General features: G+C 62.0%; 16 protein-coding genes and 1 tRNA gene. 13 read left to right on the forward strand and 4 right to left on the reverse strand.

Annotation, left to right across the window (positions count from 1 at the left end):
- Window positions 1-251 precede the first annotated feature (251 nt).
- The 5 genes from mscL (at window position 252) to RLEG4DRAFT_RS35635 (ending at window position 6,397) form a co-directional block, all read left to right on the forward strand.
- The gene (gene mscL, locus RLEG4DRAFT_RS35615; RefSeq protein ID WP_003584126.1) at window positions 252-689 is read left to right on the forward strand and encodes a large conductance mechanosensitive channel protein MscL; all 438 of its coding nucleotides are present in this window, start codon (window positions 252-254) and stop codon (window positions 687-689) included.
- Window positions 690-810: 121 nt separating this feature from the next.
- Window positions 811-1,977, forward strand: a complete 1,167-nt coding sequence (locus tag RLEG4DRAFT_RS35620; RefSeq protein ID WP_003584128.1) for a pyridoxal phosphate-dependent aminotransferase — start codon at window positions 811-813, stop codon at window positions 1,975-1,977.
- Window positions 1,978-2,169: 192 nt separating this feature from the next.
- Complete coding sequence (gene galE, locus RLEG4DRAFT_RS35625; protein ID WP_003584130.1) at window positions 2,170-3,204, forward strand: UDP-glucose 4-epimerase GalE; 1,035 nt, start codon at window positions 2,170-2,172, stop codon at window positions 3,202-3,204.
- Window positions 3,205-3,313: 109 nt separating this feature from the next.
- Window positions 3,314-5,275 (forward strand): putative bifunctional diguanylate cyclase/phosphodiesterase, encoded by a 1,962-nt coding sequence (locus RLEG4DRAFT_RS35630; protein ID WP_003584133.1) that lies wholly within the window; start codon window positions 3,314-3,316, stop codon window positions 5,273-5,275.
- A gap of 78 nt (window positions 5,276-5,353) precedes the next feature.
- Window positions 5,354-6,397, forward strand: coding sequence for an enoyl-CoA hydratase/isomerase family protein (locus tag RLEG4DRAFT_RS35635; RefSeq protein ID WP_003584134.1), 1,044 nt, complete (start codon window positions 5,354-5,356; stop codon window positions 6,395-6,397).
- A 110-nt stretch (window positions 6,398-6,507) separates the two neighbouring features.
- Here the strand turns inward: RLEG4DRAFT_RS35635 and RLEG4DRAFT_RS35640 are convergent, their stop codons facing one another.
- On the reverse strand, window positions 6,508-8,568 hold the full coding sequence (locus RLEG4DRAFT_RS35640; RefSeq protein WP_003584135.1) for an ATP-dependent helicase: 2,061 nt from the start codon (window positions 8,566-8,568) through the stop codon (window positions 6,508-6,510).
- Window positions 8,569-8,772: 204 nt separating this feature from the next.
- Window positions 8,773-9,054, reverse strand: a complete 282-nt coding sequence (locus RLEG4DRAFT_RS35645; protein ID WP_003584136.1) for a hypothetical protein — start codon at window positions 9,052-9,054, stop codon at window positions 8,773-8,775.
- 120 nt (window positions 9,055-9,174) lie between these two features.
- On the opposite strand from RLEG4DRAFT_RS35645, the gene RLEG4DRAFT_RS35650 reads away from it, so the two are divergent.
- Window positions 9,175-9,435, forward strand: coding sequence for a BON domain-containing protein (locus RLEG4DRAFT_RS35650; RefSeq protein ID WP_003584138.1), 261 nt, complete (start codon window positions 9,175-9,177; stop codon window positions 9,433-9,435).
- 57 nt (window positions 9,436-9,492) lie between these two features.
- Window positions 9,493-9,753, forward strand: coding sequence for a hypothetical protein (locus tag RLEG4DRAFT_RS35655; RefSeq protein ID WP_003584139.1), 261 nt, complete (start codon window positions 9,493-9,495; stop codon window positions 9,751-9,753).
- Window positions 9,754-10,019: 266 nt separating this feature from the next.
- On the opposite strand, the gene RLEG4DRAFT_RS35660 is transcribed toward RLEG4DRAFT_RS35655, so the two are convergent.
- Both RLEG4DRAFT_RS35660 and RLEG4DRAFT_RS35665 read right to left on the reverse strand, forming a co-directional pair.
- Window positions 10,020-10,262: a DUF982 domain-containing protein gene (locus tag RLEG4DRAFT_RS35660; RefSeq protein ID WP_003584141.1), complete on the reverse strand. Its 243-nt coding sequence runs from the start codon at window positions 10,260-10,262 to the stop codon at window positions 10,020-10,022.
- Between the two features lie 898 nt (window positions 10,263-11,160).
- Window positions 11,161-11,235 (reverse strand) — tRNA-Thr (locus RLEG4DRAFT_RS35665).
- A 153-nt stretch (window positions 11,236-11,388) separates the two neighbouring features.
- On the opposite strand from RLEG4DRAFT_RS35665, the gene RLEG4DRAFT_RS35670 reads away from it, so the two are divergent.
- The 6 genes from RLEG4DRAFT_RS35670 (at window position 11,389) to RLEG4DRAFT_RS35695 (ending at window position 15,808) form a co-directional block, all read left to right on the forward strand.
- Window positions 11,389-11,583: a hypothetical protein gene (locus tag RLEG4DRAFT_RS35670; RefSeq protein WP_010069185.1), complete on the forward strand. Its 195-nt coding sequence runs from the start codon at window positions 11,389-11,391 to the stop codon at window positions 11,581-11,583.
- Between the two features lie 92 nt (window positions 11,584-11,675).
- Window positions 11,676-12,968, forward strand: coding sequence for a UDP-N-acetylglucosamine 1-carboxyvinyltransferase (murA, locus tag RLEG4DRAFT_RS35675; RefSeq protein ID WP_003570461.1), 1,293 nt, complete (start codon window positions 11,676-11,678; stop codon window positions 12,966-12,968).
- Window positions 12,969-13,065: 97 nt separating this feature from the next.
- On the forward strand, window positions 13,066-13,497 hold the full coding sequence (locus RLEG4DRAFT_RS35680) for a DUF2948 family protein (protein WP_003584146.1): 432 nt from the start codon (window positions 13,066-13,068) through the stop codon (window positions 13,495-13,497).
- A 52-nt stretch (window positions 13,498-13,549) separates the two neighbouring features.
- Window positions 13,550-14,848 (forward strand): histidinol dehydrogenase, encoded by a 1,299-nt coding sequence (hisD, locus tag RLEG4DRAFT_RS35685; RefSeq protein WP_003584148.1) that lies wholly within the window; start codon window positions 13,550-13,552, stop codon window positions 14,846-14,848.
- Window positions 14,849-14,852: 4 nt separating this feature from the next.
- Window positions 14,853-15,326: a UPF0262 family protein gene (locus RLEG4DRAFT_RS35690; protein WP_003584149.1), complete on the forward strand. Its 474-nt coding sequence runs from the start codon at window positions 14,853-14,855 to the stop codon at window positions 15,324-15,326.
- Complete coding sequence (locus tag RLEG4DRAFT_RS35695; protein ID WP_171898261.1) at window positions 15,323-15,808, forward strand: low molecular weight phosphatase family protein; 486 nt, start codon at window positions 15,323-15,325, stop codon at window positions 15,806-15,808. The genes RLEG4DRAFT_RS35690 and RLEG4DRAFT_RS35695 overlap by 4 nt, the downstream gene beginning before the upstream one ends.
- Window positions 15,809-15,814: the final 6 nt, after the last annotated feature.

The raw sequence follows: 15,814 nt of genomic DNA on the forward strand, positions 1-15,814 counted from the left end.
TTTGAAAATTCCTCGCCGTCTAGGTCTTAAGTCAAAGGTCGCGGCGCGTACTGCCAAATATTTGCGATTGCCGATTGATGAATTGCAATGACGACGTAGCTACTGCATAATTCCCTCAAATCGGCATCCATTTAAGAATAAAACATACGGTAATTCAAGCTGTTGCAGTGGCCTTTGGCCGTCTGAAAGATGCGCGGCGCTGTAACAAAATAATGCATATCCGTGAAATGCATCGAAGGGAGACGCAACCGATGCTCAACGACTTCAAGGCCTTTATCGCCCGCGGCAATGTCATGGATTTGGCAGTCGGCGTCATCATCGGCGGCGCCTTCGGCGGCATCGTCAAATCCTTGGTCGACGACCTGATCATGCCGATTGTCGGCGCCATTTTCGGCGGCTTCGATTTTTCGAATTACTTCCTGCCGTTATCGTCGGCGGTCAACGCCCCGACGCTTGCCGCCGCCCGCGCACAAGGGGCGGTGTTTGCCTATGGCAGCTTCCTCACCGTTCTCATCAACTTCCTCATCCTCGCCTGGATCATCTTCCTGATGGTCAGGGGCGTGAACTATCTGCGCCTGCAAGTCGAGCGTCAGGAAAAGGTCGCACCGGAGGAGCTGCCCGCGCCACCCGCCGACGTCCAGCTCCTGACCGAGATCCGCGACCTGCTGGCAAGCCGCGCGGCCGTCTGACGGGCTTTTGGCCTTGCCGTTGGGCAAGGCCATATTCATCACCAAAATCGATATGCCATCACTGGATATCATGGGATTTGCCGGCGCAAATCCTCTATGAAGGTGGAAACCGGAGATGTGCATGTCGATCGTGAAGAGCCTCAGCCCGCGCGCCATGGCGGCGCCAGAAAGCGGGATCGTCGAAGTCGTCAATTATGCCCGCGGCCGTGAAGGCCTGCTGCCGCTTTGGGTGGGTGAAGGCGACTTGCCGACCCCTGATTTCATCAGCAGGGCGGCGATGGACGCGCTTGCTTCAGGCGAGACCTTCTATACCTGGCAGCGCGGCATTCCCGAGCTTCGCCAGGCGCTCTCGGATTATTACGTCAGACATTTCAGCGCCCGGCTTCCGGTCGAGCATTTCTATGTCACCGGCTCCGGCATGCAGGCGATCCAGATCGCCGTGCAGGCGCTGACTTCGCCGGGTGACGAATTCGTCTATCTCACTCCCGCCTGGCCGAATATCGCCGCCGCGCTCGAGATCGCGGGGGCGCGCTCCGTCGGCGTCGAGTTGCAGTTCGAAGGCGGTAAATGGACAGTCGATCTCAACCGCCTGGAAGTCGCCATCACCCCGAAGACCAGGGGCATTTTCGTCAACACGCCGTCGAACCCGACGGGCTGGACAGCGACGAAGAAGGATCTGGGCGATCTTCTGGCGCTGGCCCGTAAACACGATCTCTGGATCATGGCCGATGAGATCTACGCGCTCTATTATTACCCGGGCGGTCGTGCTCCTTCCTTCCTCGACGTCATGGAGCCGGACGATAAGATCATCTTCGTCAATTCCTTCTCGAAGAACTGGTCGATGACCGGCTGGCGGGTCGGCTGGATCGTCGCGCCGCCTGAGATGGGCCAGGTGCTCGAAAACCTCATCCAATATTCGACATCGGGTGTGGCGCAGTTCATGCAGAAAGGCGCCGTCGCAGCCCTCGATCAGGGCGACGATTTCGTGCGCGCCAATATCGCCAAGGCGGCTCGCTCCCGCGATATTCTCTGCGATGCGCTTGTCGCCACCAACCGCGTCGAGACGCTGAAGCCGGACGGCGCGCTCTATGCATTCCTGAAGATCGACGGCGTCACCGATAGCCGCAGCGCTGCGATCGATATCGTCGACAAGACGGCCGTCGGTCTTGCCCCGGGGGCCGCTTTCGGCGCCGGCGGCGAACTCTTCCTGCGCGCCTGTTTTCTGCGCGACCCCGCCCAGGTGGCGATCGCCGCGGAGCGCCTTTGCGACTATATCCTCAAGCGCTAAGAAGTGGCTCTGCCGGTCGTTTTTGTGCCGGAATCGCCCGATCGATAAAACTGGAGCAAAGCCTGAAATCGGCCTCTAACCACAAGTCCAAACTTACCGGTTCAAAGGCCCCCGAACGGCCATTCGATAAGAAAATTGGAAAGAAAAACCGGGCCTGATGCCCCTGCTATAAAACAAAGCAGGGACGGGGACATGGCGGTTTTGGTGACGGGCGGCGCCGGATATATCGGCAGTCACATGGTTTGGGCGCTGCTCGATGCAGGCGAGGATGTGGTCGTGCTCGATCGGCTTTCCACCGGCTTTCGCTGGGCCGTGGCGCCGGCGGCGCGTTTCTATCTCGGCGACGTCGCCGATCCCGACATATTGAAGAAGATCTTCATCGAAAACGACATCGAGGCGATCATCCATTTTGCCGGCTCCGCCGTCGTCCCGGTCTCGGTCGCCGATCCGCTCTCCTATTACGACAACAACTCAGGCAAGACCCGGGCGCTGCTGTCGGCTTCGGTCAAGGCCGGGATCCGCAACTTCGTCTTCTCCTCGACGGCGGCCGTCTACGGTCAGCAAAAGACCGACCTGCCGGTCAAGGAGACCGCCTCTCTCAATCCGGAAAATCCTTACGGCCAGTCGAAGCTGATGACCGAATTCATGCTGCGCGATGCCGCCGCCGCCTATGATTTCAACTATGTCGCGCTTCGTTATTTCAACGTCGCCGGCGCCGATCCTGATCACCGTGCCGGCCAGTCGACCTCGGGCGCCACCCACCTCATCAAGGTTGCCTGCGAGGCCGCACTCGGCAGGCGCGACAGCGTCAGTGTCTATGGCATCGATTATCCCACCCACGACGGCACCGGCGTGCGCGACTACATCCATGTCAGCGATCTTGTCGACGCCCATCTTAAAGCGCTGCAGCACTTGCGCAGGGGCAAGGGCTCGCTCGTTGCCAATTGCGGTTATGGCAGCGGCTATTCCGTGCTCGACGTCTTGAACATGGTCACCCGCCTGCACGGACATTCCTTCAAGATCCATATGGCGCCGCGCCGTCCCGGCGATTCGGCAAGCGTCGTCGCCGACGCTTCGCTCGCCCGGCAGGTGCTCGACTGGAAGCCGCGGCACGATTCGCTCGAAACCATCGTCCAGAGTTCGCTCGATTGGGAACTGTTCCTGTCGAACAGAAACGTCGAGGACCTGCACGGCATCCACCGGGCGCTCGCCGCCGCTTCGTTCTGAACGCAACCGACTGTTGACCTCCCTGCGCCGGCGGGGCCCCGCATGCCATTATGTGAATAAGGAAAATCAAGCTTTCTCTGGCGGGCTCTGGGCCGAGGGAAAAGAGAAGATGAAGAACTTTCTGGCCTCATTGCGCCTGCAAAAAGACAATCCGACGTTTCTGATGGCGCAGTTCCGGGCCCTGTCGTCGCAGATCCCCATTCTCTATGTCCTGCTCGTCATCAACGCCCTGGCGGTGGCGATCACCCACGTGGAATCCGCACCGCTCTGGCTCTCGCTTTACATCCCTGTGGCCTTGAGCGTCGTCTGTATCTTCCGTCTCTGCTGGTGGGAAATCAGGGGCAAGGAAAACATAACAGCCGAGCGGGCCTACAGGCTGATGAAGGTCACCATCGTCGGCGCTTGTGTCCTCTCCGCCGCGTTCGGCGGCTGGGCGATCGCACTCTACCAATATGGCGATGCTTACCAGCAAGGCCAGATTGCCTATTTCCTCGTGGTCACAGGGATTTCCTGCATCTTCTGCCTGATGCATCTGCCGATGGCGGCGGCGATCACCACGCTCATCACCTTCTCGGCCATGGTCGCGACCTTCATGTTCTCGGGCAATCCGGTTTTTGTCGCCACCGCCGTCAGCGGCCTCTTCCTAATCCTGCCCTTCCTCAGGGTGATCGACAGCTATTTCCAGAATTTCGTCGGCCTCGTGCAGTTGACCGAGGAGTTGAAGCAGAAGCGGGCGGAGGCCGAGGAACTCAACCTCGTCAACAGCCGCAACGCGCTGCATGACCAGCTGACAGGCCTCGCCAACCGCCGCAGCTTCTTTCTCTCGCTGGAACAACGGCTGCAGAGGCATCCGTCCTCGCCGCCCGTCCTCGGCATTCTCGATCTCGATGGTTTCAAGCCCGTCAACGATGTCTTCGGCCATGCCGCCGGCGATCTCGTGCTCAAGGAGACGGCCCGCCGCTTCACCGCGCTGGTCGGCGAAGAGGGCATCGTCTCCCGCCTCGGCGGCGATGAGTTCGGCATCATCTTCCCCTGTTCGATGACACGCCAGGCGATCGCCGATCTCGGCCAGGCGCTCTGCGCTGCCGTCCGCGATCCCTACGAAATCCCCGACGGCTCGGTCCGTGTTTTCGGTTCCTGCGGCATCGTCTATCCCGAGATCGGCCAATACACCGCCGAGGATCTCTACGAGAAAGCGGATTTCGCCCTCTACCAGGTCAAGAGCAAGCGCAGCAGCGGCGTCGAATTCTTCTCGGCCGAGCACGAGAAGATCCTGTCGCAGCGCCACCTGATCGAACTCGAGCTGCAGGCGAATGACTTCGCCAGTGAATTGAAACTCGAATATCAGCCGATCGTCGAATTGAAGAGCGGCCGCGTCGTCGGTTACGAGGCGCTCGCCCGCTGGGATAGCGCCCGCTTTGGCCGCATCAGTCCCGATGCCTTCATTCCCGCTGCCGAGCGCACCGCCGTCATCGGCCGGATGACGCGCATCCTTTTTGCCAAGGCGCTCGAAGCGCTGGCGATCATTCCGCGCCATCTCAAGCTCTCCTTCAATCTCTCGGCGCGCGATATCTGCGATCATGAGACATCGATGGCGCTGCTCGCCATGATCACCCGCTCCGGCATCGATCCCAGGCGCATCGAATTCGAGATCACCGAGACGGCGCTGCTTTCCGATTTCGACACCGCCGATCGGGTCATCACCATGCTGCGCGCCGCCGGCATATCGATCGCGCTTGACGATTTCGGCACCGGCTTTTCGAGCCTCAGCCATATTCATCGTCTTGCCTTCGACAAGCTGAAGATCGACAAGGCCTTCGTGATGAATTTCGATCGCGATGCCCGCTGCATGAACATCACCCGCTCGGTCGCCAATCTCTGCCAGAATCTCGGCATTGCCTCCGTCGCCGAAGGCGTCGAAAGCGAAGAGATCGCCGAGGGGTTGAAGGCGATGGGCGTTCGCCTGGCGCAGGGCTATTATTTCTCGCGGCCGCTGCCGCTGGAGCTTGCCATCGATTATGCCGCACGGTGCGAGAGCACAGCGTCCGCCCGCAATTCGCTATCGGCCTGAACGCGATCAATCCTCGCTAATTCGACTGGAGCCACCATGCGTCGTCGTCTATGCATGGTTCAACAGCGGAGGTGAACCATGCAGGACGGCGAAATCATCATTGAACGGCAAGGCACTACCGGCGTCATTCGGCTCAACCGGCCGCGGGCGCTGAACAGCCTGACGCTGCCGATGATCCGGACGATCACCGAGGCGCTTCATGGCTTTGCCTCTGATGCCGAGGTTGCGGCCGTTGTGATGACGGGGGAGGGCGACCGCGGCTTCTGCGCCGGCGGCGATATCCGCGCTTTGCATGAGAGCGCCCGCACCGGAGATGGCCTGGCGGCAACCTTTTGGCGCGAGGAGTTCCGCCTCAACCATCAGATCGCCTCCTACCCCAAACCCTATGTGGCGCTGATGGACGGCATTACCATGGGCGGAGGCGTTGGCCTGTCGTCGCACGGCCGCCACCGCATCGTCACCGAGCGCACGCGGCTCGCCATGCCCGAAACCGGCATCGGCTACGTCCCCGATGTCGGCGCCACCTGGCTGCTGCCGCAGGCACCGGGCGAGTCCGGAACATGGCTCGGCCTGACCGGCCTCGATATCGGCGCGGCCGACGCGATCCATGCCGGGCTTGCCGACCGTCAGATCGCTTCGTCGCGGCTTGGGGAGGTGATCGATGTTTTGTCGGCCCTGCCGCGGGGCAGCACCTCCGGCGATGTCGATGCGGTGCTGCAGGCGCTTTCCGAGCCTGCGGGAGAAAGCCGGCTCAGCCAGAATGCGGCGATGATCGATCGCACCTTTGGTTTCGACAGTGTCGAGGAAATCCTGGCAGCGCTTGCCGGGGAGGAGGGCGACTTCGCCGCCGAGACCCGCCGGGTGATGCTGACCCGCTCGCCGACCAGCCTGAAGCTCGCTTTGACGCTGCTCCGAGCCGGCCGCCGCAGCGCTTCGCTTGCCGAATGCCTCAGCCGTGAACTCGGCGCCTGCCTGCAGATGCTGGATAATCCCGACTTCTTCGAAGGCATCCGCGCCGCCGTTATCGACAAGGACCGCAATCCGAAATGGTCGCCGGCGTCAGTCGAGGCGGCCACCGTCGAGCGCTTCCTGAAACCGGCCGAGCCGCCGCTTTCGCTCTAGAGCGTTTCAGCTTTTCACGGAAGCGCAGAACCGCTCGAACCTTTTGTTTTGACGCAATTCCGGACGGAAAACCGCTTCGCACTTTTCCTGGATTTGCTCTAAACCATTGCCTATCGCCACATGCCGCGCATGCGGGCGCCGACATCGATTCGCACCTGCCGCGCCTGGGCTTGTGCGGCGGACTGCGATTTCACCTGCGGCCAGCTGCAGGCCTCGAAGAACTGCAGCAGGGTTGCCGGAATGAAGCGGCTCCGTGAGGCATAGACGTGCCGGTCGCCCTGCGCATTCTGCCCATAGGTGAAGAAGCGTTGCGGCACGACGAGGTCGAGACCGTCCCGCGCACGCGTCATCGCCACGTAGAGCAGCCGGCGTTCCTCCTCGATTTCGGCGGTGGCGCCGACGGCGAGATCGCTCGGAATGCAGCCGTCGACGACGTTCAGCATGAAGACCTTCGTCCATTCCTGGCCCTTGGCGGAATGAATGGTGGAAAGGATGAGATAGTCCTCGTCGAGCAGCGGCACGCCCGCCTGGTCGCTGGTCGCATCCGGCGGATCGAGGGTGAGTTCGGTGAGAAAACGCTCCCGCGAGGCATAACCGCCGGCAATCTGCTCGAGCTGCAGCAGATCGGCCTGCCGGGTCGCCGCGTCCTCATGCAGCCGTTCCAGATGCGGCGCGTACCATTGCCGCGCCAGTTCGATTTCCGCCGGCCAGCCGGCCTTGCCGGATTTCAGCTCCTGCAGCATCGATACGAACGCTGTCCAGTCGTCGCCGGAGCGTGGCGGCGCCGGCATTTCGGCCAGAGCCGATATCGGGCTTGCATCCTCGGCCATCAGGTCGAGCGCCTTCTGCGCCGTCGACGGCCCGACACCCGGCAGGATCTGCATCAGCCGGAAGCCCGCCACCCGGTCGCGCGGGTTCTGCGCGAAACGAAGGGCGGCCAGCATGTCCTTGACATGGGCGCTGTCGAGAAATTTCAGCCCGCCGAACTTGACGAAGGGAATGTTGCGCCGGGTCAACTCGACCTCCAGCGGCCCGCTGTGATGCGAAGCGCGGAACAGCACGGCCTGCTGCTTGAGCGTCAGGCCTTCCTCGCGGTTGTCGAGCACCATGTCGGCGACATAACGCGCCTGGTCGGCCTCGTCGCGCACCGTGACGAGTCGCGGCCGCTCGGCCGATTGCCGCTCGGTCCACAGGTTCTTGGTGAAGCGCTCCGAGGCGAGATCGATGACGGCGTTGGCCGCCGCCAGGATCGGCTGCGTCGAGCGGTAGTTGCGGTCGAGCGTGACGATATTGGCAGCCGGGCTGAAGGCGGCGGGAAAATCGAGGATATTGCGCACCGTCGCCGCCCGGAAGGAATAGATCGACTGGGCATCGTCGCCGACGACGGTCAGCCCCTGGCCGCCCGGCTTCAGCGCCATCAGGATCGAGGCCTGCAGCCGGTTGGTGTCCTGATATTCGTCGACCAGCACATGGTCGAAACGGCTGCCGATATCCTCGGCGATCACGCTCTCGCCGACCATCTGCGCCCAGTAGAGCAGCAGGTCGTCATAATCGAGCACGTTCTGGCTCTGCTTCGCCTCGACATAACAGGCGAAAAACTCGCGCAGCTGTTTCTCCCAGGACGCGCACCAGGGAAAGGCATCGCGCAGCACCTGGTCGAGCGCGGTCTCCGAATTCACCGCCCGGGAATAGATCGCAAGGCAGGTGCCTTTGGCCGGAAACCGGCTTTCCGTTTTGGAGAAACCGAGATCGTGCCGGATGAGGTTCATCAGGTCGGCGCTGTCTTCGCGGTCATGGATGGTGAAATCGGCGTCGAGGCCGATTTGCTGGGCATAATCGCGCAACAGCCGCGCGCCGATGCCGTGGAAGGTGCCGGACCAGGCAAGCGCATCGGTCATGACGCCGGCATTCGAACCGAGCACATCGCGGCAGATGCGCTCGACGCGCCGCGCCATCTCGGCTGCGGCCCGGCGCGAGAAGGTCATCAGCAGGATGCGGCGGGGATCGGCGCCCTTGACGATAAGATGGGCGACCCGATGCGCCAGCGTATTCGTCTTGCCCGAACCGGCACCGGCAATGACCAGCAGCGGCCCGGCAATATGGCTGCCGTCGGTGAGCGTGCCGTGCTCGACGGCCATGCGCTGCTGTGGATTGAGCTTTTCGAGGTACATCCAGCCGTCCGGTCGGGCTTCCGCAGAATCACTGGGGAAAGATTAGATGTTCCTTGAATGTTCGCGATTTCAGCCGCTGTCAAGTCTAGAGCATGTCGCGCAAAACTGTGCAGCGATTTTGCGACAACGACATGCGTAAAAACAAAGACTGAAAGCACATCACACGATTCAAATTTGACGCGACGTGCTTTAGCGCGGCAAGCCTCAATCGGGGAAATCCGGCCCGACCACGCGCCGCACCAGTTTGAGGCTGCGATCCGGCTGCAGAATATAGGTTTCCTCCACCCGCTGGCCGGTCTCGTTGTAGAACTGATTGTAGACGGCGCTGCCGACCGGCGATTTGGTGAGCTTCGTTCGCGGCTGGCCGCCATAGGTGATGCTGCCGGGGATCGGTTCCAGCGCCGGCCCCTCGGCCGAGGAGCAGCCGGAAAGCAAAACCCCGGCAAACAATGCCCCGGAGAATAGGGCGGGCAGAACCGCTTTCATCGTCGTCATCCCTCTTTCGACTGCAGCCAAATATGGAAATCGCAGCCCCTTTCGCCAAGGGCCGCAACGAAATGCCTCGCTGCGGCGTTAACCCGGATCAACCAACAGGAGACGGTGAAGGTGCTTGGGGTTCCGGCATTCATGGCGCATGAAGATTCCGGCGGCGAGGGTCACGGCGACGCGGCGACCCGCGCCTCGGTCGAGGGCGCCCTTCATGCGGCCGCCGATCTCGACGCCGATGAAATCATCGTCAGCACATCGGGCGCCTATGTCATTCTCGAAGGTTTCGTGCACCAGCGCGGCGATGTCGAGCGCGCCATCGAGATCGCCGAGAGCATCGTCGGCCGCGGTTATGTGCGCAGTCGCCTGCTGCGGCGCTGAGGGAACCAAGTGACTTCCCGCGTGTTGAAATGCCGGATCGAAACGCGGGAGACCATCATGCAGTTGCTTCTTCGCCTCTGGGCAACGACCTTGATTAGTTGCGGTGTCTTTGCCGGCTCCGCCTATGCTTCGCTTGAAACCGGCGCGAACTATTCGGCGCTGCCGAAAGACCAGATCGCCCTCAACGAATATACCGAGACGACTGTCTGCCAGCCGGCGGAGCCGCACTACCTGCCGTCCTTCATCCGCGCAGTGGATGGCACGATCATCGGCGTCGGTTATATCGAGGTGGAGAATGAGGCCGGCGCGGCCTGCTGAGCCATTCGGCTTGCTCAGACGAGGCTCGCCTGCGTCGCCGCAGAGGTGACGAGCCTCTGACCATCATCATGATGGCTGGGCTTCTTCTATGAATACAGCGATACCCAGCGCAACGCCCGCTGCACCAAAACCCGGCACGGCTTCGAGGCAGGGTTAAAGAAATTAAAGCGTTGCACCGTTCCGGCACGCTCCGTTTACGGAAATGCCGACCAAGGACCAGTTCAACGTGGCGGAGCGTGTTTTACGCGTCCCGCCCGACGGGCACGCTAATGCAGCTTCAGCTTCGCCTCTTCGGCCGCCGCCAGGAACTCGGCTCTCGCCTCTTCCACGCTCTTGCGCCCATCAAGTGCCGCCCGGCAGGTGCTGCGGGCCTTGATATAACGCAGCCCGCGCACGTTCGGCCAGAAATCCGCCAGGCATTTCAGCGCATCGAACGGCCCGTTGACCGTTCGCGCGTCGGCTCCTTCGAAATCAACCTTGACCGGGCTGTCCCATCTTTCAGTTGCCATCAATGCTCCTCCACGATTGTTGACAGAAACAAAGTTGCAGCGCTTCCGCATTCCTCCATGGAGGCGCCGCCATAAGAGGCATTCTAGCGTGATTTTTGCGGTCAACAATGGTGAATCGTTTGTTGCCGATGAGGCGAAATGTCAGCTTGTGTGAGAGGGATCTTGGGTACGCGCAGGCCAGAAGGAATGTTGGGTAGTCGCAAATAAGTTGTATGGCGCCGGCCCGCTACCATCGTTACCATGCTCGGAAGGCTGAGGGCTCGACTTGGGTTTAGATCGAAAATTGATCCAGGCTGCTTTTCTCTGCGGAGCGCTGGTTATGCCAGCGCTCGCCGCAGGCGCGGAGATATCGGCTGGGGACGCTTTCTTCTCGCGTCTTTCCATTGACGTAATTCCAAGACTGCAGCGAGCATATTTGCGGGTGACCCTGAGTCGCCACGGTGAAGGGACGGCGATAGATCTCGCTTCCCTTTTCATGGCAGAGAATGCTCCTCGCTGGTATATTGAAGGCATTGATGATGGAGTTTCCCCGCGACCCCACGCCCCGATTCCAGGCGAAGACCCGGTGATAACCGGAGAGCAGTACGAACTGTGGCAGTTATCCCCGTTCCTACCTTATTATCTCGACGTAACTGAAATTCCCGATTGCACTGCATGGCAGTCCGGTTGGTGCGGATGGCTGCGCCTCACCCTAACCGACCGGGGTCGAGCCACGGGTCTCGACCCGTCCTCCGGACCCCCGTAAACGGGGCGAGGGGACGTGCCCTGCGAGAGGTTGGCGAGGGACGGAGAGGGCGCGGCATATCCCCTTCGCCCCGCAAGCGGGGAGAAGGTGGCGGCAGCCGGATGAGGGGCAAGCCGAGCGTCCGAGAAATAATGTCTGATACCTGAGAAAAACTGGTGCTGCCGAGTGGGATTGAACCACCGACCTCACCCTTACCAAGGGTGTGCTCTACCACTGAGCTACGGCAGCAGGACCAGACCGCGGAGCCGGGCGGCTCAATCGCGGGAACGGGGCGGCTATTGCCACAGCTTGACGGCAAGCGCAAGCAGCAAATTCCAACTTCGTGTGGATTGGCGTGTGAGGGCCTTTTGGATCGGCGCGAATTCGGCTAATCCTGTTTGCATGAACGACAAGACCGAAACCGGCCAGCAGAGCCGAAAAGAGGCGATCGAGGCACAGGCGAAGCTGCGCCGCGAGCGCGCCGCCGACAAGCTCAGAGAAAATCTTTCAAGACGTAAACAGCAGGTACGCGCACGCCGTTCCGGCCAGGCCGACGAAACAAATGGCCTGCCCGCCGCAAAAATGGACGAATCGTAATGTTCCGTCCCTCGCCAATTGAAGCGTTTTGATAAATCCCCTAAACACCTCACTCCTTCTTTCAAGGCAGAACTTTCAGGAAGTAAGCCCACATGGATCGTATCAGAATCGTCGGCGGTAATGAGCTGAATGGCATCATTCCGATTTCCGGCGCCAAGAATGCCGCACTCCCGCTGATGATCGCCTCGCTTCTGACCAGCGATACGCTGACGCTGGAAAACGTGCCGCATCTGGCCGATGTCGAACTCCTGATGCGCATCCTCGGCAATCACGGAGTCGATGTCGCCGTCAACGGCCGCCGCGAGCGCCAGGAAGATTCCTACGCCCGCACGATCCATTTCACCTGCCGCACCATCGTCGATACCACCGCTTCCTATGAGCTGGTCTCGAAGATGCGCGCTTCCTTCTGGGTGATCGGGCCGCTCTTGGCGCGCGAAGGCTATTGCCGCGTGTCGCTGCCGGGCGGCTGTGCCATCGGCACGCGCCCCGTCGATCTCTTCATCGAGGGCCTGACGGCGCTCGGCGCGACCATGGAGATCGATGCCGGTTATATCAACGCCAAGGCGCCGAATGGCGGCCTGATCGGCGCGCGTTACACCTTCCCGAAGGTCTCGGTCGGCGCCACCCATGTGATGATGATGGCGGCAACGCTTGCCCGCGGCACGACCGTCATCGGCAATGCCGCCCGCGAGCCCGAGGTCGTCGATCTCGCCAACTGCCTGAACGCCATGGGCGCCAAGATCTCCGGCGCCGGTACCGCGACCATCACCATCGAAGGCGTCACCTCGCTCTCCGGCGCCCGCCACCGCGTGTTGCCGGATCGCATCGAGACCGGCACCTATGCCATGGCCGTTGCCATGGCCGGTGGTGACGTCGTGCTCGAAAATACCGATGTGGCGCTGCTCGACACCGCGCTGGAAACCCTGCGCCGCGCCGGCGCCGACATCTCGTCGACCAACAACGGCATGCGCATCCGGCGCAACGGCGCCGGCATCAAGCCGGTCGATATCGTCACCGATCCCTTCCCGGGCTTCCCCACCGACCTGCAGGCGCAGTTCATGGCGCTGATGACCCGCTCTACCGGCATCTCGCATGTCACCGAGACCATCTTCGAAAACCGCTTCATGCATGTGCAGGAGCTTGCCCGCCTCGGCGCCAGGATCACGCTGTCCGGCCAGACGGCGAAGATCGAGGGTGTGCAACGCCTGCGCGGCGCGCCCGTCATGGCGACCGATCTGCGCGCCTCCGTTTCGCTCGTCATCGCCGGCCTTGCCGCCGAGGGCGAAACCACCGTCTCCCGCGTCTATCACCTCGACCGCGGGTTCGAGCGGCTCGAGGAAAAGCTGACCCGCTGCGGCGCCGTGGTCGAGCGCATCAGCGAGTAAGCGCTCTTCATCCCGGTTGCGTAATTGATCGCAGCATCTTATTTCCCTTGTCTGACGCATCGCCATTTCGGCGGTGCATGCTGGGGATTGAGGCTGAATGACCGACCTGAAGCTTGTCGCGCTCGATGACGAAGACCTTGCGGTCATTTCCGCGCATATGCAGGACAGCGTCTTCAAGGTCGGAGACATCGACTGGTCGCCGCGCGAGGCGCAGTTCGCCCTTGCCGTCAATCGTTTCGTCTGGGAAGGTGCCGAGCGCAAGCGCAAGGGTTTCGAGCGCCGCCGGGCTGCTTTGGTCTTCAAGCGGGTGCTGGCTGTCCGCTCGCTCGGCATCGATCGCGGCAAACGGGACGAGGTGCTGTCGCTGCTGGCGCTGCGCTTCGACAAGAAGGGCGATGGACCGGAGGGCACGCTCGAGCTGTCGCTGTCCGGCACCGCCTCGATCGCGCTCGATGTCGAATGCATCGAGGTCCAGATGGCCGATATCGGCGGTGCCTGGCAGGCCTCCTCCAAGCCTCGCCACCTCTGACGCGGCTGGACGTTTGAACATAGCGGTTTCGAGTTGAGAAGGAATATCGGCCTTGGCAATCTGGCTGGATCAGGCATCGGAAGGTTTCGAGCAGAAATTCGCCGCCTTCCTGACGACGAAGCGTGAAGTCTCCGAGGATGTGAACACCGTCGTTCGCGCCATCATCGATGACGTGCGTGCGCGTGGCGACGTGGCGCTGGCCGAATATTCGCTGAAGTTCGACGGCATCAATTTCGCCACCGTGCCGATGCGCGTCACGCCTGAGGAGATCGACGCTGCCGTCGAGGCGGTGCCTTCGGAGGTGCTGGGCGCGCTGAAGCTCGCAGCATTGCGCATCGAATCCCATCACCGCCGGCAACTGCCGAAGGACGATATCTACGAGGACGATCTCGGCGTCGGTCTCGGCTCGCGCTGGACGGCGATCGAGGCGGTCGGGCTCTATGTTCCGGGCGGCACGGCGAGTTATCCGAGCTCGGTGTTGATGAATGCCGTGCCGGCCAAGGTCGCCGGCGTCGATCGCATCGTCATCGCCGTTCCCGCTACCGGCGGCGCTGTCAATCCGGCGGTGCTTGCCGCCGCCAAGCTGGTCGGCGTTACCGAGATTTACCGTGTCGGCGGCGCTCAGGCGATCGCGGCTCTTGCCTATGGCACCGAGACGATCGCCCCGGTCGCCAAGATCACCGGCCCCGGCAATGCCTATGTCGCCGCCGCCAAGCGCCATGTCTTCGGCACCGTCGGCATCGACATGATCGCCGGCCCCTCCGAGGTGCTTGTCATCGCCGACAAGGACAACAATCCCGATTGGATCGCCGCCGATCTGCTGGCGCAGGCCGAACATGATGTCAGCGCCCAGGCGATCCTGATCACCGACAATGCCGAATTCGGCAAGGCGGTGGAGCAGGCGGTCGAACGCCAGCTGAAGACGCTGAACCGTGCCGAGACCGCCGCGGCAAGCTGGCGCGATTTCGGCGCGGTCATCCTCGTTGCCGATCTGAAGCAGGCCATTCCGCTCGCCAACCGCATCGCTGCCGAACATCTGGAGCTGGCCATGGCCGATCCGGACCGCCTGCTCGACGGCATCCGCAATGCCGGCGCGATCTTCATCGGCGCCCATACGCCCGAGGTGATCGGCGATTATGTCGGCGGGTCGAACCATGTGCTGCCGACGGCGCGTTCGGCGCGCTTCTCCTCCGGACTTTCGGTGCTCGATTTCGTCAAGCGCACCTCGATCCTGCGGCTCGGCCCGCAGCAATTGCGCACCCTCGGCCCGGCGGCGATCGCGTTGGCCGTCTCCGAAGGCCTCGATGCCCATGCGCGATCGGTTGCGATCCGCCTCAACCTCGAAAGGTGAGGGGATGGCGGCGGGCGAATTCCGGCTTTGCGACGTCGTCCTCGACGATACGATCGGCCGTTCGACGCCCGATGTCGAACATGAACGCGCCGTCGCCATCTTCGATCTGATCGAGGAGAACAGTTTTGCGCCGCTCGGCCATGCCGGCGGGCCTTACCGGCTGAACATCTCGCTGGTCGACTCCAAGCTGGTCTTTGCCATCACCACGGAAGAAGGCGGCAACGTCGCCACCCATATCCTGTCGCTCACCCCCTTCCGGCGGATCGTCAAGGATTACTTCATGATCTGCGAGAGCTATTACGAAGCGATCCGGTCGTCGACGCCGAGCCGCATCGAGGCGATCGACATGGGCCGGCGCGGCATCCACAATGAAGGTTCGCAGACGCTGAAGGACAGGCTGGCCGGCAAGATAGAGGTCGATTTCGACACCGCCCGGCGGCTGTTCACCCTGGTCTGCGTGCTCTACTGGCGCGGATGACGGCCATGGATCGCGCCGCCGACATCGAGGTGGGAAAAAGGCCGGGCGCCATCCTCTTCATGTGCGGGATGAATGCCATCCGCTCGCCGATGGCCGAAGCGATCGCCCGTAGTCTTCTGCCGGCCAATACTTATATCAGGTCGGCCGGCGTGCGCGCCGGCGAGCGGGATCCTTTCGTCGATGTCGTGCTCGAGGAGATCGGGCTGTCCCTCGGGCGCCGCCTGCCGCAGACGCTTGAGGAACTCGAGGACGATTATTTCGATCTGATCATCACGCTGTCGCCGCCTGCCCACCATGCCGCACTCGAGCTGACGCGGTCGAATGCGATCGATGTCGTCTACTGGCCGACGATGGATCCGACGGTTGTCAGCGGCACGCGCGAACAGATTCTGGACAGCTATCGCGAGGTCCGCGATCACCTGGCCGGCCTCATCGAAAGCCGGCTACTCAAACGAAATGGCATTGCCGCGCAATCGGCTTGAAAACAA

It is taken from the genome of Rhizobium leguminosarum bv. trifolii WSM2297 (assembly GCF_000271845.1).